12 protein-coding genes and 2 pseudogenes are annotated in these 18,237 nt (G+C 46.8%); 7 read left to right on the forward strand and 7 right to left on the reverse strand.

Going from position 1 to position 18,237, the window contains the following annotated elements:
- Position 1: 1 nt before the first annotated feature.
- Positions 2 to 1,537 carry a mercuric reductase gene (locus QUA02_RS01530; RefSeq protein ID WP_333024747.1) on the reverse strand — a complete coding sequence of 512 codons (1,536 nt, stop codon included), beginning with the start codon at positions 1,535 to 1,537 and terminating at the stop codon, positions 2 to 4.
- A 16-nt stretch (positions 1,538 to 1,553) separates the two neighbouring features.
- A complete protein-coding gene (locus QUA02_RS01535; RefSeq protein WP_333024748.1) occupies positions 1,554 to 2,144 on the reverse strand; it encodes a TVP38/TMEM64 family protein in 591 nt (196 codons plus the stop codon).
- 241 nt (positions 2,145 to 2,385) lie between these two features.
- Here QUA02_RS01535 and QUA02_RS01540 point away from each other — a divergent pair, with 241 nt between their 5' ends.
- Both QUA02_RS01540 and QUA02_RS01545 read left to right on the forward strand, forming a co-directional pair.
- Positions 2,386 to 3,414, forward strand: coding sequence for a cysteine hydrolase family protein (locus QUA02_RS01540; RefSeq protein WP_333024749.1), 1,029 nt, complete (start codon positions 2,386 to 2,388; stop codon positions 3,412 to 3,414).
- Between the two features lie 170 nt (positions 3,415 to 3,584).
- Positions 3,585 to 4,073 (forward strand): hypothetical protein, encoded by a 489-nt coding sequence (locus QUA02_RS01545; protein WP_333024750.1) that lies wholly within the window; start codon positions 3,585 to 3,587, stop codon positions 4,071 to 4,073.
- Positions 4,074 to 4,309: 236 nt separating this feature from the next.
- Here the strand turns inward: QUA02_RS01545 and QUA02_RS01550 are convergent, their stop codons facing one another.
- Together QUA02_RS01550 and QUA02_RS01555 are read right to left on the reverse strand one after the other, a co-directional pair.
- Positions 4,310 to 5,332 carry a cysteine peptidase family C39 domain-containing protein gene (locus QUA02_RS01550; protein WP_333024751.1) on the reverse strand — a complete coding sequence of 341 codons (1,023 nt, stop codon included), beginning with the start codon at positions 5,330 to 5,332 and terminating at the stop codon, positions 4,310 to 4,312.
- A gap of 169 nt (positions 5,333 to 5,501) precedes the next feature.
- Positions 5,502 to 5,735 carry a hypothetical protein gene (locus tag QUA02_RS01555; RefSeq protein ID WP_333024753.1) on the reverse strand — a complete coding sequence of 78 codons (234 nt, stop codon included), beginning with the start codon at positions 5,733 to 5,735 and terminating at the stop codon, positions 5,502 to 5,504.
- Here QUA02_RS01555 and QUA02_RS01560 point away from each other — a divergent pair.
- From QUA02_RS01560 to QUA02_RS01580, 5 genes are all read left to right on the forward strand, one after another.
- A complete protein-coding gene (locus QUA02_RS01560) occupies positions 5,734 to 8,499 on the forward strand; it encodes an HAD-IC family P-type ATPase (RefSeq protein WP_333024755.1) in 2,766 nt (921 codons plus the stop codon). The genes QUA02_RS01555 and QUA02_RS01560 overlap by 2 nt on opposite strands.
- Before the next feature lie 896 nt (positions 8,500 to 9,395).
- The gene (locus tag QUA02_RS01565) at positions 9,396 to 10,781 is read left to right on the forward strand and encodes a CmpA/NrtA family ABC transporter substrate-binding protein (protein WP_333024756.1); all 1,386 of its coding nucleotides are present in this window, start codon (positions 9,396 to 9,398) and stop codon (positions 10,779 to 10,781) included.
- A gap of 64 nt (positions 10,782 to 10,845) precedes the next feature.
- A complete protein-coding gene (gene ntrB / locus QUA02_RS01570; protein WP_333024759.1) occupies positions 10,846 to 11,691 on the forward strand; it encodes a nitrate ABC transporter permease in 846 nt (281 codons plus the stop codon).
- Between the two features lie 299 nt (positions 11,692 to 11,990).
- A complete protein-coding gene (locus QUA02_RS01575) occupies positions 11,991 to 13,991 on the forward strand; it encodes an ABC transporter ATP-binding/substrate-binding protein (RefSeq protein WP_333024760.1) in 2,001 nt (666 codons plus the stop codon).
- Positions 13,992 to 14,274: 283 nt separating this feature from the next.
- Positions 14,275 to 15,120: a nitrate ABC transporter ATP-binding protein gene (locus QUA02_RS01580; protein WP_333024761.1), complete on the forward strand. Its 846-nt coding sequence runs from the start codon at positions 14,275 to 14,277 to the stop codon at positions 15,118 to 15,120.
- Positions 15,121 to 15,551: 431 nt separating this feature from the next.
- On the opposite strand, the gene QUA02_RS01585 is transcribed toward QUA02_RS01580, so the two are convergent.
- The 3 genes and pseudogenes from QUA02_RS01585 to QUA02_RS33520 all read right to left on the reverse strand — a co-directional run.
- Entirely contained in the window at positions 15,552 to 16,115 is a 564-nt protein-coding gene (locus tag QUA02_RS01585; RefSeq protein ID WP_333024762.1) for a Uma2 family endonuclease, read from the reverse strand.
- A gap of 70 nt (positions 16,116 to 16,185) precedes the next feature.
- Positions 16,186 to 16,761: pseudogene (locus tag QUA02_RS33515) on the reverse strand (DUF6745 domain-containing protein); the annotation flags it as partial.
- A gap of 477 nt (positions 16,762 to 17,238) precedes the next feature.
- Positions 17,239 to 18,234, reverse strand: a pseudogene (locus tag QUA02_RS33520) (leucine-rich repeat domain-containing protein); the annotation flags it as partial.
- Positions 18,235 to 18,237 lie beyond the last annotated feature (3 nt).

The following is an 18,237-nucleotide window of genomic DNA, read 5'->3' on the forward strand; positions in this document are numbered from 1 at the left end:
ACTACCGAGTCCAAGCCAGCCAGCGGTTAAACAAATCTTTCACAAACGGTGTCAAACGAGTGCGATTGTAAGCATCCCCCGCTTTCCGAATTGCGTCAGCTTTCGTGGGATACGGGTGAATTGTGCTAGCAATCTTTCCCAAACCAATATTGTTAACCATTGCCAAAGTAATCTCGCTAATCATATCTCCGGCGTGTCGCGCGACAATAGTTGCACCTAATATTTTGTCGCTGCCTTTCTTGACGTGAATTTTCACAAAACCCTCGTCTTCGCCGTCAATAATTGCGCGATCGACTTGACTGAAAGGAATTAAAAATGTATCGACATCAATTCCTTTTGCTTGCAATTCTCGATCGCCCAACCCGACGCGCGCAATTTCCGGGTCTGTGTAAGTACACCAAGGTATCGTCAAAGCGCTGAGCTTTTTGCGCCCGAAAAATAGAGTGTTTTGAATTACCATTCTCGCGGCAAAATCAGCAGCGTGAGTAAATTTATGTTTCATGCAGATATCGCCGGCAGCATAAATGCGGGGATTAGTAGTTTGCAAATTGTCGTTGACAAATACGCCAGTTTGTGTATCGCATTTGACGCCCACAGCTTCCAGATTCAATCCTTCCACATTGGGCGATCGCCCCGCGCTCACAATAATTTCATCTACTATTACCGAACTTTCTTTGCCTTGAGATTTATAATAAATTACTTTGCCTGCATTTGTTTTCTCAACGCGCTCTATTTTTGATTCAAGTATTAGTTGAATTTCTTCGCGTAGAAAAGCCTGCTGCACAATTGTAGCTGCATCCGCATCTTCTTTGTCTAAAATCTGAGCATTTTTGTGCAGCAACACGACTTCCGATCCCAGCCTGCGGAATGCTTGAGCCAATTCGCAGCCGATCGGCCCCGCGCCAATTACTGCCAAACGTTGCGGTCTTTCCGTGAGGTTAAACACAGTTTCATTAGTCAGATATCCAGCTTCTTGTAAACCTGGAATTTGCGGTTGTAGCGCCCTGGCACCTGTGGCAATTACTGCTTTTTTAAAGCGGAGAGTTTGACCTGCAACTTCTATGGTATTATTGCTAGTAAAACGACCGGAACCTAAGAAAACATCGACTCCTAATTTGTGCTGGTAGCGTTGAACAGAATCAACATCGCTGATTCCCGCCCTGATGCGGCGCATCCGTTCCATCACAGCGGAAAAATCAACTTCTGCACTGTCAGAAACATGAACGCCAAATTTACTAGCATTCCAGATATCGCCGACAATTCGGGAGGATCGAATCAGGGCTTTTGACGGCACGCAACCGACATTCAAACAATCGCCGCCCATCAAATGTTTTTCAATCAAAGCAACTTTCGCGCCCAAACCTGCCGCACCCGCAGCCACAATTAATCCGGCGGGCCCGGCTCCAATTACTACTAAATTATAACTGCTAGCGGGCTGCGGATTTACCCAATCTGGCGGATGCAAATAGGAGACTAATTTCTGGTTGTGCTCGTCCATCGGGGGGACAGTTACGCGATCGACTTTTGACTGCGACATTTACAAATTCTCCTAATTAAATAGTTTCATCTAAAGCCTTGCCAGCAATACGAGAGAGCGAGAAAGTAACTGCGACAGCGGCCGTAAAACTGATGATATTAATCAACCATTTTGCGGCTTCTGCTTGCGGATTTGCAGGCAGATTTACCGTACATATCGCAGCAATATTTCCCACCAAAGAGCCTGAGTAAACGTACATAACAGTTCCCGGTATCATGCCCGAAAAACCTAACACGTAATCTTTTAAAGAAACCTGAGTAATTCCCAGAGCGTAATTCAATAAATTGAAAGGAAATAAAGGACAGAGGCGGGTCAAAAAGACTATTTTAAATCCTTGTTGAGAAACTGCGCGATCGAAAGCTTTAAACTTGGGATAAGTTTCCATATATTTTACCACGCGATCGCGCGACAAGTATCGCCCGATCAGAAAAGCAAACGTAGCACCTAAACTTGCCGCGACAAACACGTAAACCGAACCCCACCACAGACCAAAAATCAGCCCGCCTCCAAGAGTCAACACAGAACCCGGTATAAATAGTACAGTAGCTAGGTTGTAGGTGACAATAAAAGCTACTGGGCCCCAAGCGCCTAAATGCTCGATCTGCATTAAGACATTTCTTAAAAATTCTTGAACATAAAAGGACCTAGTTGCTAGAATTAAGATACCAACTAAAGTTGCGAGGGAAAAAAGCAATAATATTCGTTGAAAACTTCCCCTAGCAAAATCTTGAATTTGTTTGATAGGCATGACTCACCCGCAAATAGCTCTCAGCATTATACTACTCTTCAATCTAAAATCTCAAATCTAAACTCTCAAATCCGATAACTTACCCCAAAATAAATCAGCCATGACAGCAAAAACCCAACTCCCAACCCCCGACTATTTCGACACCAAAAAAGTAGGCCAAGTCTGGCGAGTTCCCTACCGAGAACGCGCCGCTGAAGCTAAAGAATGGGCGAAAAAATACAGCATCCAGCCCGCCGCCAACGACAAAAACCGCATTTGTTTGCTGATAATCGACGCCCAAAATACCTTTTGCTTGCCCGAATTTGAACTATTTGTCGGCGGGCGTTCCGGTAGCGGTGCTGTCGATGACAACCTGCGGCTGTGCGAATTTATCTACAGCAATTTAAATGCAATTACAACCATTGCGCCGACAATGGATACCCACACCGCCATGCAAATTTTTCATCCAATCTTTTGGATCGACGAAGCAGGCGAACACCCCCTACCAGCCGCGACTTCCATTACACTAGAAGATGTACAAAAAGGTATCTGGAAAGTTAATCCAGCCGTCGCCCACAGCATCGCCAACGGTAACTATTCGGCACTGCAAAAACACGCACTCCACTACGTTCAGAAACTCAGCGAAAATGGCAAATATCCCCTGACAATTTGGCCGTATCACTCAATGCTGGGCGGCATCGGACACGCCCTGGTTTCCGCCGTGGAAGAAGCAATATTTTTCCACGGCATCGCCCGCAACAGCCAAGCACTTTTTGAGATTAAAGGCGGCAATCCACTGACAGAAAACTATTCTGTTTTGCGGCCGGAAGTCTTAGACGGGCCGGACGGGGTTTCTATTGCTCAAAAGAATGCTAAGTTTATTGAGAAATTGCTCGAATTTGATGCAGTAATTATTGCCGGACAAGCGAAAAGTCACTGCGTTGCTTGGACGATTGATGATTTGCTGACTGAAATTTTAGGGCGAGATCCGAATTTGGCAAAGAAGGTTTATTTGCTGGAAGATTGCACTTCGCCTGTGGTTGTTCCGGGTGTTGTTGATTTTACGGAACAAGCAGATGCAGCTTTTCAAAGATTTGCTGCGGCGGGAATGAATGTGGTTAAATCTACTCAGTTAATTCTGGGCAATTAAAGACGGGCGTGTTCTGTTGGGGTTTGCAGTACCAAAAAAGTATACATTATTAACCATAGGTGGTAAGTTTTGTTGCCTTGGCAGTCTGCTGCGATCGCATTTAACTCATTACTTATGATATCATAGCCGGTAAATCACTTACGAGAGAAGCGTAGTTAAGGAGTTTCCCGATGATTGAAAGCGAAATTAATAGTGTTGTTCTTTTTCGGGATGCGAGTGTGCGAGCAATTTCAAAACTCTCGGTGGCGATTGCCACGACTTTTCTGAGCACAGTTGTAACTGCAACCCAAGCCTACGCAGTTCCCGTCACCTACGATTTCACCGTCACTGTTACCAAAGGTAGGTTAGCCGGCAATTCATTCAACGGTTCTTTCAGCTACGATGATGCAAAATTGAAGGGAACTGGAGTGGAAGAATTGGGAATTGCTGAGGGATTAACAACCTGCATTAATTACCTAGGACGCACTTATCGCGAAACCGATGATACCAGTTATCCTACCTTTCCCAAACTCAGATTTGAGGATGGCAAAATCGCGCAACTAAACTTCTGGATTCAGCCGAATCAGCGAGTTAATTGGTGGAATTCAAATGGATGGGAAGTCAAGCTGTCTGAGCCTAAAATGAGCGATTCAACTGTTCCCAATTGTCAAAAACGGTGAAGCGTGGCAAAGCTGCGATCGACGGTAAAAATATAGGAGGAATTAGATGCAACTGCCTACGCTTACGGTAATTTCATGCCGCCACGCTACCAAGGTGCGATCGCCGATCATCTGCTGGGGCGATCGAATATTTGCGATCGCTAGGAATGGATGGCTCAACTATTGTTTAAAAAAAACTGCACAATTCTTCTTCCCTCTGCGTCAAGAGTGCCTCTGCAGTTGACGATTTTTAATAACTATTTCCCATCCAATCTGGGGACTTCTTGCAAAAAACTGCCGCTCAACATTAACTCAGTCATCCGGTCTAAGTTGCCGCTAACTTTTAATTTTTTATCATTTTGAAAGCGCTCGATATCTGCTTTTAAATTGCCGCTATTATATCCTAATTTACTCAAATAGTCAATAGCTTGCCGATCGCTTAACAAGATATCCGCAGAACGAAAAATAGGCACGTATTCCTCTCGCCAAATCTGAGCAAAAGTTGCTCTATCTAAATAGAAAATCCTGCCCCGCGCCGGGTCTCCAATGGCAGCTACACTGTCATTCATTCCCAGCAAAGCCACCGCGTGCGGTAGCTTCCGAGGGCCGTCAAACAGCCAAACTGCTAGCACTCCGGGGCGATTAATTTGCTGAATTTGCTCCCAAGTTGGCGTTAGTTCGATCGCATTGATGCCCAAAGCCCTCGCTGCCACAATTAATTGCGGCATGGAAGTTCCCAAGCGACTCGTGCCGGCGAAACGCGCTACACTCGATTCCGTCGCATCCATTCCCCAACGCCTTAACACTGTTGCTAGCGCCGCCGGCGCGCAACTGCTGTTAGATGTTTGCCGAAACACACCGTTTGGCTGCAAATTGTCAACTAAATCAGCGTAAATTGGTGCCAGAAAATAGGCTTCAGCGCCGGTAAATCCGCCCAATCCCAGCAAGCCAATTAAGATTACTGCAATTACTTGCGATCGCGCCGTCTGCCAGCTTACAGTAAAGCCAATACCGCAGATTCCCATCAGCATCACTCGCAGCAAAGTCCAAGTCACTTGCATCCCGTGAAAGCGCCACTCGATTGGCAAAGCAGGCATTTGAGGCAGGTTTAAAGCCAGTAGCAGCAAGGCAAAGTAGAAACCCAAAAACAGCAGGGCGATCGAATTTCTGCCCTTAAACAAATCGTTAGCCGTCACTCCCGATCGAACTAACGCCTTTCCTCCGCGCATTCCCCAGACAAACAGCACCGAACCCAGCACCAGCGTCACAAATATTTCCATAAGCTCAGAATTTGGTCGCTTAACTAGGTTTTAACACGCTCTGCGATCGAGAACTCCTGACTCCTGCTCAATAATGAATCCGTGTATCCGTGACTTCCGTGTCGTGCCTTCCTTCAACAAAACCTAAAAGTTGCCAAATGTCAATGGACTCGATCGACTTTTCCCCACCTTAGCTACCAAGTCCCAAACAAGATTTAGCGCCGGAAAAAATTCCCCAAATCTCTTGCCACAAACGGCCACATCCGTTGTAATATAGATGTAAGTCACAGCCCGTTAAAGCAATCAACAAACAATTAGTCCGCTCAATATATTCACGCTCCAACGAGCGATGAGTTGTATTGAGCGTGCCTATTAAGGAGCGATCGAAGCTCGTCAGACACCCCAAATATTCAGGAAGAATCATGCCATCAAGATCCGCCAACGATGTAGACGTAGCAGAGCAATATTGGCACTACCTAGAAATATCCAAGGTTGCAACTATCTTAGAAACCAACCTGGAAAGCGGTTTAGAACCGACAGAAGCCAACCATCGCCAACAGAAATTCGGGCCCAACGAACTAACGGTTAAAGCAGGGAAACCAGCCTGGTTAAAATTTATCCTGCAATTTAACCAACCCCTGCTGATCATCTTGCTGAGTGCAGGTTTAATCAAAGCAGTGATCGGAGAATGGCTAAACGCTAGCGTAATTTGGGGCGTAACAACCACCAACGCTACTATTAGTTTCATCCAAGAAGCTGGAGCCGAGAAAAAAATTGAAGCCCTAGCCCAAGCTGTCACCACCGAAGCCACAGTCATTCGGGGCGGCAAAAAATTAAGAATTCCCTCCAAAGAACTCGTAGTCGGCGACTTAGTAATCCTGACTTCCGGCGACAAAGTACCGGCAGACTTGCGCTTAGTGAAAGTCCGCGACTTGCAAATCGACGAATCGGGACTCACCGGGGAATCTGTTGCTGTCGAAAAAGAATTAGGACAGTCTGGAGACTTAGTTCTGCCACAAGAAACGCCACTAGCAGAACGGGATAACATGGCCTATGCCGGCAGTTTTGTCACTTTTGGCCAAGGTAGCGGCATCGTAATTGCGATCGCCAATAAAACCGAAACCGGCAAAATCTCCCAACTATTAGATCGGCACATCGACCTCACCACCCCCTTAACCCGCAAATTCAACCAATTCAGTCAAAACTGGCTGTTATTCGTGTTGGGAATGGCAACCTTGACCTTCGCAGTCAGATTGGGCAGGCCAGTCCCTGCGGGAGTTTCAGCCTTTAAAGAAGCAGTCGAGCCCGCAGTCGCCCTGATTGTCGGCGCAATTCCCGAAGGCTTACCCGCCGTCATCACCGTCACCCTAGCCGTAGGCGTTTCCCGGATGGCAAATCGCCACGCGATCGTCCGCAAATTGCCCGCAGTGGAAACCCTCGGCGGCGCTACAGTCATCTGTTCCGACAAAACCGGAACTTTGACGGAAAACCAAATGACGGTGCAAGAAATCTATTCTGGCGGCGAATCCTACTCGGTTACGGGTACGGGATACAGCCCCGAAGGTGAAATTCAACTCAACCAACTGCCAATTACTGTCAGCCAAACTCCAACTTTGCAAGAATGTTTGCAAGCTGGACTGCTTTGCAACGATTCTCACTTGGAATTCAAAGACGATAATTGGATTGTCGTCGGAGATCCGACAGAGGGAGCGTTAATTGCAGCGGGCAAAAAAGCCGAATTGAGCCAGCAAATTTTGTCCAAGTCAATGCAGCGGCTGGATTCAATTCCCTTTGAATCTCAGTTTCAATACATGGCGACGCTGCACCGAACTCCCACTGGCAAAATTTTGTACGTCAAAGGTTCCGTAGAATCAATTCTCGGCCGCTGCGGTTCCAGTCTCGATACCCAAGGAAATCCGGTAGAAGTCGATCGCGAACAAATCCACCACCAAGTCGATGAAATGGCAAAGCAAGGCCTGCGCGTCTTGGCTTTAGCGAAAAAGGCAGTACCCCAAAGCCAAAATTCCGTCGATCACTCGGATTTGGAGTCAGGGCTGATTTTCTTGGGACTCCAAGGTATGATCGACCCGCCGCGGGCAGAAGCGATCGCAGCCGTCCAAGCTTGTCAAACCGCCGGCATCCAAGTCAAAATGATTACCGGCGACCACATCGCTACAGCCAAGGCGATCGCCCGCCGCATGGGATTCCGCAAAACTAAACACCACAGAGAACTTGTAGCCTACACCGGCGCTCAACTCGCCGAAATGAGCAAGACTGAACTCGCGGAAGCCGTAGAAGCCGGCTCAGTTTTTGCCCGCGTCGCCCCAGAACAAAAACTCCGCCTGGTAGAAGCTTTGCAGCAAAAAGGCGAAATAGTGGCGATGACGGGAGACGGCGTTAACGACGCGCCAGCCCTCAAACAAGCGGATATCGGCATTGCGATGGGCAGCGGTACTGAGGTTTCTAAGGAAGCCGCCGACATGATCCTTACCGATGATAACTTTGCGTCGATCGAATCTGCTGTAGAAGAAGGGCGATCGGTTTACAAAAACCTGCTCAAAGCAATCAGCTTCATTCTCCCAGTCAACGGCGGAGAATCGATGACAATTTTGCTCAGCACCCTCCTCGGTCGAGAATTGCCGATTTTGTCGCTACAAATTCTCTGGCTGAATATGCTCAACTCGATCACCATGACTGTGCCTCTGGCTTTCGAACCCAAGTCAGCGGGAGTCATGAAACAGCAGCCCCGACCGGTAAACGAAGCTTTCCTCACCGGAAATCGGATCAAGCGGATCATCGCTATTTCTCTTTACAACTGGACTCTGATTTTCGGAATGTTTGAATGGGTGCGCCAAGCGGATTGGGGAACCTTGGAACTGGCCCGCACAATGGCGATTCAAGCTTTGGTAATGGGGAGAATTTTTTACCTGTTGAGTCTCAGCCAGTTGTTGCCTTCTTTGATTGCTAAATTTAGCGGTTCTAAGCAAGAAGTTAGCGGCGCTCCCGCCCTCGGTGTGGGAATTGTCCTGGCGATAATTTTGCAGATCATCTTTGCTAATTCTCCGTTTGTCAATCGCATATTTGAGACGGCTCCGATGAATCTGGATCAGTGGTTGATTTGCTTCGGTGTAGCGCTGCCCATGATCGGTGTTGCTCTCTCCGTCAACCGCTTCGATCCGCCCAACTAATCGAACTTGTAGGTACTGCGATCGATTAGTAATTTCGGGTGTTTAGAAACCGGGTTTCTTGAAGAAACCCGGTTTCTCTGTTTTACCGAAATCGAACCTGAAAGCCCACGTCATATCATATCCGGTAAATCACTTACGATTAAGCGCCAATTTTAGTCCACCAATGAAAACCAGTTATATCAACTCCGGTAGCATCGGAATTAATATTACTCACAGTCAGGACACGGCAGTGCCGTGTCCCTACCTCCATTAATTTTATGGACACGGCACTGCCGTGTCCTCTATATCCTTCCGATGCAACCGGAAACGATATTAACCCTTTGAAAACAGCAAAAGCGTAAAATAGTAACTATTTCTGTATATTACACTACAATTAGCTTAAAAAAATAGACATATATTAACAAAGTAAATGTGCGGTGGCTGCGATGTTTGCCACTTATTGACAATCGATGTGAATGCCCCCCGATCGCCCTTCGCTACAACCTTTACCCTGCAAGTCTTGGTTTGAAGCAGTTTTGATAAGCAAACCCGATCGCCCTTCACAACGGCTCCTTATCGATAGCACAGTCCTAAAAGATTTACTTATCAATTGAATTTAATAATTGTTTTATAATTTGCGCAAGAGTACGGTAGAGTTAATTATCAAGTCAAGGAAACGTGCGGCTCGCAAAAAGTGAGTTCGCAGAACTCGGCCGATCGAAATATCGATTTTAATCAAAAAAGTCAAATCAGCAGGGTAGTTTAAAGACTTATGCTAGCAATAAATCTTTTGCTCCCTCCTGCCAACCTGCGCTCAAAACAGTTCGCTCAACCCCATTAGCGAACAGCAAAAAAGCGCCTTGATAAACTTCAGTGATGTCGTTACAGAAGATTATGAATTGCAGCGAGGCCAGACTATGACAAAATTTTCAGAGCAATTTTCCAGACGTAAATTTATCGTCACCGCAGGTGCATCTGCTGTCAGTTCAATACTGCTCAAAGGCTGTTTGGGAAATCCCCCAGAACCCGGTGCAACTGCCGGTGCTGACGGCGCGATACCCGCAGCTACCTCAGTAGTGGCTGTTGCCAACGAGAAAAGAGTCGAAGGAATTGAAAGCACTAAAATTACATTGGGATATATCCCGATCGTCGAAGCAGCACCTTTAATCATTGCCCAAGAAAAAGGCTTTTTTGCCAAATACGGCATGACCGAAGTCACGATTGCCAAGCAAGCCAACTGGGGTTCGGCAAGAGATAACGTAGAAATCGGATCTGCAGGCGGCGGCATTGACGGCGGTCAGTGGCAAATGCCGATGCCTTATCAAATTAGTAAAGGCCTGATTACCAAAAACAGCGTCCAAATCCCGATGTATGTTCTGGCGCAGTTGAACACTCAGGGAAATGGAATTGCGATCGCGGGCAAACACCAAGGCAAAGGCCTCGGACTTAAACTAGATCGAGCGGCCCAAGACTACATCAAAGGCCTCAAACAAGCAGGCACGCCCTTCAAAGCAGCCTACACCTTCCCCAAAGCCAACCAAGACTTGTGGATTCGCTACTGGCTGGCAGCTAACGGCATCAATCCCGACGCAGATGTCGAACTGCTAACAGTACCGGCCGCCCAAACCGTGGCCAACATGAAAACCGGAAGCATGGACGGTTTCAGTACCGGCGACCCCTGGCCGCTGCGGATAGTCAAAGAAAACATCGGCTTCATGTCCGCCCTCACCGCCGAAATCTGGAAAGATCACCCAGAGGAATATCTAGCAATTCGCGGCGACTGGGTAGACAAACACCCGAAAGCCACCGAAGCCTTACTCGCAGGACTAATTGAGGCACAGCAGTGGTGCGACAAGCCCGAACATCGAGCCGAATTGGTCGCCATTGTTTCTGGCAAAAATTTCTTTGACGTATCTCCCCAAGTTTTGATACCTTCCTATGAAGGCAAGTATGCTATGGGCGACAGCAAACCAGATATCAACGACTTCAAGATTAGTCCGCTGTACTGGAAAGACGACATCGGCAACGTTTCCTATCCCTACAAGAGTCACGATTTATGGTTCTTAACCGAAAGCGTGCGCTGGGGTTTCTTGCCGACAAAAACCTTGGCAGATAAAAAAGAAATTATCGATAAAGTCAACCGCGAAGATATCTGGAAGAAAGCAGCTAAATTAGCCGGAGTTTCTGATGCTGACATTCCCGCAAGTACGTCTCGCGGCGTTGAGAAGTTCTTTGATGGCACAGAATTCAACCCGGACCAACCAGAAGCTTATCTCAAGAGTTTGGCAATTAAAAAAGTGTGATGGGTCTTACCTTCCCATAATTTAGTCTCGAAAATAAACAGCAGAAACATAGGAGATTAGCAGGATGGCTGTAAGTACAAGTCGGAGAGGCGGACTCGATGTCCAAGGAGCTTTTGGCGAATTTTGGAAGAAAAATTCCCAAAATATCTTGCCGCCAATCTTGGGATTAATTGGATTTCTTTTAGTTTGGCAATTTTTGTCGAGTTCTGGAATTATTAAGTTGCCGGGGCCGACTAGCGTTTGGACAGATGAACGGACGCGGATTTTGCTGATGTATCCTTTCATGAACTCCAAAACCTACGGAGTAGGCTTATTTTGGCAAACCTTAGCTAGTTTGGAACGGGTGGCTAAAGGCTACACTCTCGCTGCTGTTGTGGGAATTAGCATGGGAGTTGTGGTAGGTACTAATCCTTTCTTGAATAAGGCTTTAGACCCAATTTTCCAGTTTTTGCGGATGGTGGCGCCTTTGGCTTGGGTGCCGATCGCCCTAGCTGCACTGCAACAAAACGAACCTGCTGCTTTGTTCGTGATTTTTATCACTTCAGTTTGGCCGATTTTGATCAACACGGCTGAAGGTGTGCGCCAAATTCCTGATGACTATAACAACGTTGCGAAAGTGCTGCAACTTTCTCGTCAGGAGTATTACATCAATATCTTGTTTCCGTCAGCGCTTCCTTATATCTTCACAGGATTGAGAATTGCGATCGGGCTAGCTTGGCTGGCGATTATTGCAGCGGAAATTGTGATGTCGGGGATTACGGGTATCGGCTTCTTTATTTGGAATGCTTACCAGCAAAACTACATCAGCGAAATTCTGTTAGCGGTGTTCTACATTGGGGCTGTTGGTTTGTTGCTCGATCGCATGATGGCTTGGTTGCAGCAAAAGATTGCTCCTAGTCAAGGAAAGTAGCTAATTCGATGGGTTAACGGTTGACTGTTGACTGTTGACTGTTGACTGTTGACTGTTGACTGTTGACTGTTGACTGTTACAGGAATTACGAACTCCGAGGCTCAGCAACCAATTTTTTAAACTATTCTTGAAGGATTCAATAAAATATTTTGGTTAGTTTAAAGACCTGTTTTATGCCTCCAGGAATGTATTAACTATGAGCTGTTATATATCAACAGCGAACAGTCAACAGTCAACAGTCAACCGTTAACAATCAATATCTATCGAAATAACAAACCTACAAAAAAGGCAAGAAAATCATGTCTGTTTTGATTGCAGTAGAACAACTCGAAAAAGTCTTTAATCTATCCGACGGTGGCAAATATGTTGCCCTCAAAGGCATCGATTTGGAAATTAAAAAAGGCGAATTTATCTCCTTAATCGGACACTCCGGCTGCGGCAAATCTACGCTGCTAAATATGGTCGCAGGTTTGGATCTGCCGACAGAAGGGTTGGTGACGATCGAAGGACAAAGAATCACCAAACCCGGGCCCGATCGCATGGTAGTATTCCAAAACTATTCGCTGCTGCCTTGGCGGACGGTTAGGGAAAACATTACTCTAGCCGTAGACTCGGTGATGAAAGGCTTACCCAAAGCCGATCGGCTCGAAATCATTCAAAAACACATCGACATGGTAGGCTTGGGCCCCCACTCGGAGAAACAGCCCGCACTTCTATCGGGGGGACAAAAACAGCGCGTGGCGATCGCCCGCGCCCTCGCCCTGCGTCCCAAACTGTTACTCTTAGACGAACCCTTCGGCGCTTTGGACGCTTTGACTCGCGGCAACTTGCAAGAAAAGTTGATGGAAATTTGCCAAGAGTACGAAATCAGCGCCCTGATGGTAACTCACGACGTGGACGAAGCCGTGCTGCTGAGCGATCGCATCGTCATGCTCACCAACGGCCCAGAATCGAAGATAGGCGGGATTCTCGAAGTAGACATCCCCCGCCCCCGCAAGCGCATGGAAGTCGTCTCACACCCCAGCTACTACGCTCTACGCAGCGAAATGATTTACTTCCTCAACCAGCAGAAACGGGTGAAAAAACTGCGGGCGCGGAAAGTACCCGCGATCGCCCGCCACGGCCTAGAAAAAGTCAACCTCGAACTCGGCTTTATTCCCCTAGCAGCCTGTGCTCCCCTAGCCATCGCCAAAGAAAAAGGCTTGTTTGCCAAGCACGGCCTCGATGAAGTGCACCTCGTGCGGGAAACAAGCTGGCGCGGCATCGTAGACGGCATCGCCGCAGGTTACTTAGACGCAGCTCAAATGCCCTCTGGAATGGCGATCTGGTTGAGCTTGGGAGGCCACCAAGAGAAGCCGATACCGACGGTTACAGCCCTTACCATGAGCCGCAACGGCAACGGAATTACCCTCGCGAGGCGCTTTTACGACCAAGGGATCTACACTCTGGCAGACTTTAAAAAAATGCTCCAGAGAACGCCCGCGCAAACGCACCGCATGGGCATCGTGCACCCTTCTTCGATGCACAACCTGCTGCTGCGCTACTGGCTGGCTTCCGGCGGGATCGACCCGGATCGCGATGTGCTGCTGAAAAATATCCCACCGGCTCAGATGATCGTTGACTTGCAGGGCGGCACTATTGACGGTTTCTGCGTCGGCGAGCCTTGGAACTTGCGGGCCTCGATGGAAGGAGTCGGCTTTACGGTGGCTACAGATTTGGAACTGTGGCCGGGACACCCCGCGAAAATTCTCGGAGTTCGGGAAGACTGGGCAAATGCTTATCCCAACACTCACATTGCTCTAGTCAAAGCTTTGCTCGAAGCTTCTCACTATTGCGCCGATCCAAATCACGCCGACGAAGTTTCGGAAATTGTCGCGGGACGGGAGTATGTCGCCACCGACAAGAGTTACATCCAACTCGGCGACCCCGGTGCTTCTGCTTGCAACCTGGATACTCCGATGCGGGAATACGCCCACCACTTGTTCTGCGGAGACGGGGTGAACCGTCCGAGCCGCACCGAACAACTTTGGCACATGGTGCAGATGGCGCGCTGGGGCGATACTGTGTTCCCCCGCAACTGGGTGGAAATTCTGGAACGGGTGGTGCGAGTCGGCGCGTTCAGCACTGCGGCGCGAGAGTTGGGGATGTCGGATATTACTTACAATCGCGGTTCTCTCCGCTTGTTTGACGGTTCGGTGTTTAATGCTGACGATCCGATCGGATATCTCAACAATCTGGAAATTAAACGCGATTTCACGATGGCAGAAGTTATCCTCGATTCCGGCCGCAGAGCTGCTTAGAATGCGTCTGACTATGAGCAACTCGATTCCTTCTAGGGCGTGTTTTTAAACCCGGAGATACCCCCTAACCCCCTTAATAAGGGGGGGACAAGAGAGTTCAAAGTCTCCCTAAAAATGGGGAAAGAACAGGCTTCAAAGTCCCCCTTCTTAAGGGGGATTTAGGGGGATCGAGACTTCGATACAAACGATAAAAACAGATGGTTTCAGTAGTCTTAACTCGCAACTAACCATTCAAAATTCCACTATTCGCAATTGCCAATAACCACTAAAAAGTTCCAAAATCATGCTCAAAACCACTACAAACCAGACAGAAACCAAAAAGCAAGACAAGAAAGGAAAGGATCGCCGGAAACCTTTTTTGGTAATGGACAATGTTTATAAATCATACCCAAACGGTTACAGAGCTTTAGAAAACGTTAACTTGACTGTAGCTGAGGGAGAGTTTATTACTCTGATCGGACACTCGGGTTGTGGCAAGTCAACGCTGTTAAATATGGTGTCCGGTTTTAGCCATCCGACTGAAGGCACTGTGACGATTAACGGGCAGCGGATTACGAAGCCGGGCCCCGATCGCATGGTGGTGTTTCAGGGCTATGCTTTGCTGCCTTGGCGGACGGTGTTTGAAAATGTTTATATAGCTGTGAATGCTGTATTTCCGAATAAGTCGAAGGTCGAAAAAAATGCGATCGTCAATGAGCATTTGGCGATGGTGGGATTGACTGAAGCTGCTGAGAAAAGACCACCGCAAATTTCTGGGGGGATGAAACAGCGGGTTTCGATCGCCCGCGCGTTGGCAATTCGCCCGAAAGTGCTGATTTTAGACGAACCTTTCGGTGCTCTCGACGCAATTACTAAGGAGGAATTGCAGGAAGAGTTGCTGAAAATCTGGAACGATCACCGCTGTACGGTGTTGATGATTACTCACGATATTGATGAAGCGCTGTTTTTGGCCGATCGACTGGTGATGATGACCAATGGCCCATCGGCTACAATTGGTGAAGTTCTGGAGATTCCTTTTCCTCGTCCGCGCGATCGGGTGCAAATCATGGAAGATCCAGAATACTACAATTTGCGGAACTACGCTCTAGACTTCCTGTTCCGCCGCTTTGCTCACGATGACGATGCTTAATCGGTTGGGAAATGCGAGTTAAAAAATGGGGAATATTGGACAATTGAAGCTCCAGTATTCCCCATTTTTATGGGAATATTGCTGGGCGCAAGGTTTCCCTAATGTTTTTGGGTTAACTGAAGCTTAACTGTTGGCGAGAAATTTTTCCTGACCATCCGGATCTTTTTCTCAACTTTTACGTCTACCAACGAAGAGACCCGATTGCCTAGCTGTCGGTAAGCTGGCATGAACTGAGCCCACCTTCGATCGAAGGTGGGCTTCTTCTTTATGTTATTAACCGTTTTTGGGCGATCGATGGTTTGCACATTCCACCATTTGAACTGGCACAATGCGGGAACGTTATTAGTGTTTGATGGATTAATCACTGTGGTGAAGTTGTGGAACAGGCCGGAAAGCCTGTTCTTGAGAATGGTGCAAGATGTGAGTTTCAATCAACTTATTTTCAGCCAATTAAATAAATCGGCTGCGGATAGTTGCCAATCTCCTAAGACGCCAAGCACAGGTAAAATATCCGTACCCGATTTAAATTCAGGCATTTGATTCGGCTGAAAAACTATGACTGATTTATCGCTCGGATCGGCGAACCAACCCAATTTAGTGCCGTGCTTGATAGAAAAAATTATTTTTTTAATCACTTGATTGGGAGATTGGTCAGGTGATATAATTTCAATTATCCAATCCGGTGGAATTTTAAAGCGGTTGGCAATTTCTCCATCTTCATCAATGGGAATGCGAGACCATTCAAAAACAGCGATATCGGGAACGATCGATCGCCCCCAAAACGTACAGCGCAATTCGGGAAATGCACAGGCTAATTTTTGGGGCTCCCCAACCTCAGAAATTGCATCTAGCAATCGTTTTTGCAATCGGCTATGTTTTCCTTGTGGCATAGGTTTTTGATAGATTTGACCGTCTGTGTATTCGCTTGCGGGTTTAGTTTCTGGCAACTCCAAAAACTCTGCAAGAGAAATCATTGACTTTACTGCAACTACCATAGATCGTATCTCCTGAAATCATCCTAACGAACAAATAATCTAAGGTTCCTGTGTTTCTGCTTTTTCGCTTTCAGGTTTGCACGGAAAACTCCTCTGGGTCGATGTCCCAATTTACCCAACGAATAGCCTCTTTAGCTGATTCTACATCAGGAGGCACTCGCAATGCGTGAATAAATCCCATACTCGGACAAGTCATTTTTAACAAGTAAATCGGTTCGACATCGGCGTTATCGATTTTTAACAGCGTGTATTCTTGCCAAGAATCTAATACTACTGCTTGGAGTTCGCAGCAAAGGCGATCGTAACCAATTCTCTCAATTAACAATCGGCGCAGTTCGGCATTTTCTTCAGATAAAAGCCATTGTGCTTCCCACAAATCGGGGTGTACTTTTCCGTATGTTTCGGGTAATTTAACGCCGTGGTGAAAGTATAAACTGTAGCCGTCAGCAAATGCGATCGCGCTTTCTCCTTCAGCGTGTAGCAGATTTTCTGTGTCAAAGCGAAGGTGGAGGGGGCGATCGCAAATTAGGCAAATTTTCTCAAACGGCAATATCCAACCGCACTCCTCGAACAACTGTTGCTTGCAGCGAAGTAATTCTCGTGCTTTCTCGTCGAGAGTAATACCAAATTTCGATATGAAAAATTCAGTTAAATGAATTTCTTTCAGCAGATTGGTAGGATTTAGTGGTTCTAGATCGTTAAAATATGAGCGGAAATCAGCTTCCAGCGATTTTAGGTCATTTTTTAGCAATTCCTGAAATTCTGACACCAGAATGCGATCGGCATTCGGCTCTAGTCTTATTGCATTCGACAGAGCATTCCACAACGTCCAACCCGAAAATTCTACGTTTACCCATTGAAAAGAATTGTGCAAAAAAGATTTTCCATATACTAATTTTGTGACCGCTATTTCCGATATTTTATTTTGTGATATACTGTCAACTTTCAGGATTTTGAATACTTCGAGAGAAGCCACCTGCGGACTGCTGCAAATAATAACTTCTGGTGCTTCTTTACCGATAACTGCATAGATTTTACTCACTGCTTCTATAGCTTTTTTATCATCAATTGGCGTCGAGAGCGTCAGGTACTTCTGTGTAAGTTCGATCGACAGATTTAAGTCAGTGATTGGATTATTTTCGAGCAATAGTCGTGTCAGGTTAGTTAGGCCAAACAGCGGAGTTATATCGGTAATTCGATTGTTGTAAAGATACAACTCTGTCAGTTTGGTAAGTCCAGATAGCGGAGTTATATCGATAATTTTATTGTTGTGGGGATACAGTTGTGTCAGGTTGGTGAGTCCAGACAGGGGAGTTATATCGGTAATTTGATTGTTGTCGATACACAGCATAGTCAGGTTAGTGAGTCCCGATAGCGGAGTTATATCGGTGATTTGATTGTATAGGAGATACAGGTCTGTCAGGTTGGTGAGTCCCGACAGCGGAGTGATATCGGTGATTTGATTTTTGTAGAGAGACAGTATAGTCAGGTTAGTGAGTCGCGATAGCGGAGTTATATCACTAATTTGATTCATCCTGCTGAGATTCAGTTCGGTCAGGTTAGTGAGTCCCGATAGCGGAGTTATATCACTAATTTGATTCATTATGCAGAGACTCAGTTCGGTCAGGTTGGTGAGTCCCGACAGCGGAGTTATATCGGTAATTGGATTGTCGGAGAGATACAGTTTTGTCAGGTTGGTGAGTCCCGACACTGGAGTAATGTCTGTAATTTGATTGTTGTAGAAAGACAGGCTTGTCAGGTTCGTGAGTTCTGACAGCCCAATAATATTGGTAATTTGATTATGATCTAGATAAAGTGCGGTCAGGTTAGTGAGTCCCGATAGCCCAGTTATATCAGTAATTTGATTGCGGTCGAGAATCAGTGCGCTCAAATTGGTGAGTCCCGACAGCGGAGTTATGTCTGTAATGTCTTTGTATTCGAGATCGAGTGTCGTGAAGTTTAAAAGTACCTTCTCGGCTTCATCGCAGTCAGAAGTGCCAGCAATTTCTAACAGCATCTCAACTGTATGTCTAGCCTCTGCTGAAAGACTATCTTTGTGTCGGCACCAGTCGGCAATGCTACTGAAATTAATTGGTTGGTTTGCTTGTAGTTCTGGCATAGT

Origin of the sequence: Microcoleus pseudofavosus SVA1_A4 (genome assembly GCF_036700565.1) — a bacterium.
Classification (GTDB): Bacteria; Cyanobacteriota; Cyanobacteriia; order Cyanobacteriales; family Microcoleaceae; genus Microcoleus.

Bases quoted from the DNA above. Each gene is read 5' to 3' on its own strand.
- QUA02_RS01580 (WP_333024761.1), top strand. From the start codon at position 14,275: ATGCTCAAAACCACTACAAACCAGACAGAAACCAAAAAGCAAGACAAG.
- QUA02_RS01585 (WP_333024762.1), bottom strand. From the start codon at position 16,115: ATGGTAGTTGCAGTAAAGTCAATGATTTCTCTTGCAGAGTTTTTGGAG.
- QUA02_RS01540 (WP_333024749.1), top strand. From the start codon at position 2,386: ATGACAGCAAAAACCCAACTCCCAACCCCCGACTATTTCGACACCAAA.
- QUA02_RS01550 (WP_333024751.1), bottom strand. From the start codon at position 5,332: ATGGAAATATTTGTGACGCTGGTGCTGGGTTCGGTGCTGTTTGTCTGG.
- QUA02_RS01555 (WP_333024753.1), bottom strand. From the start codon at position 5,735: ATGATTCTTCCTGAATATTTGGGGTGTCTGACGAGCTTCGATCGCTCC.
- QUA02_RS01565 (WP_333024756.1), top strand. From the start codon at position 9,396: ATGACAAAATTTTCAGAGCAATTTTCCAGACGTAAATTTATCGTCACC.
- ntrB (WP_333024759.1), top strand. From the start codon at position 10,846: ATGGCTGTAAGTACAAGTCGGAGAGGCGGACTCGATGTCCAAGGAGCT.
- QUA02_RS01530 (WP_333024747.1), bottom strand. From the start codon at position 1,537: ATGTCGCAGTCAAAAGTCGATCGCGTAACTGTCCCCCCGATGGACGAG.
- QUA02_RS01560 (WP_333024755.1), top strand. From the start codon at position 5,734: ATGCCATCAAGATCCGCCAACGATGTAGACGTAGCAGAGCAATATTGG.
- QUA02_RS01545 (WP_333024750.1), top strand. From the start codon at position 3,585: ATGATTGAAAGCGAAATTAATAGTGTTGTTCTTTTTCGGGATGCGAGT.
- QUA02_RS01575 (WP_333024760.1), top strand. From the start codon at position 11,991: ATGTCTGTTTTGATTGCAGTAGAACAACTCGAAAAAGTCTTTAATCTA.
- QUA02_RS01535 (WP_333024748.1), bottom strand. From the start codon at position 2,144: ATGCAGATCGAGCATTTAGGCGCTTGGGGCCCAGTAGCTTTTATTGTC.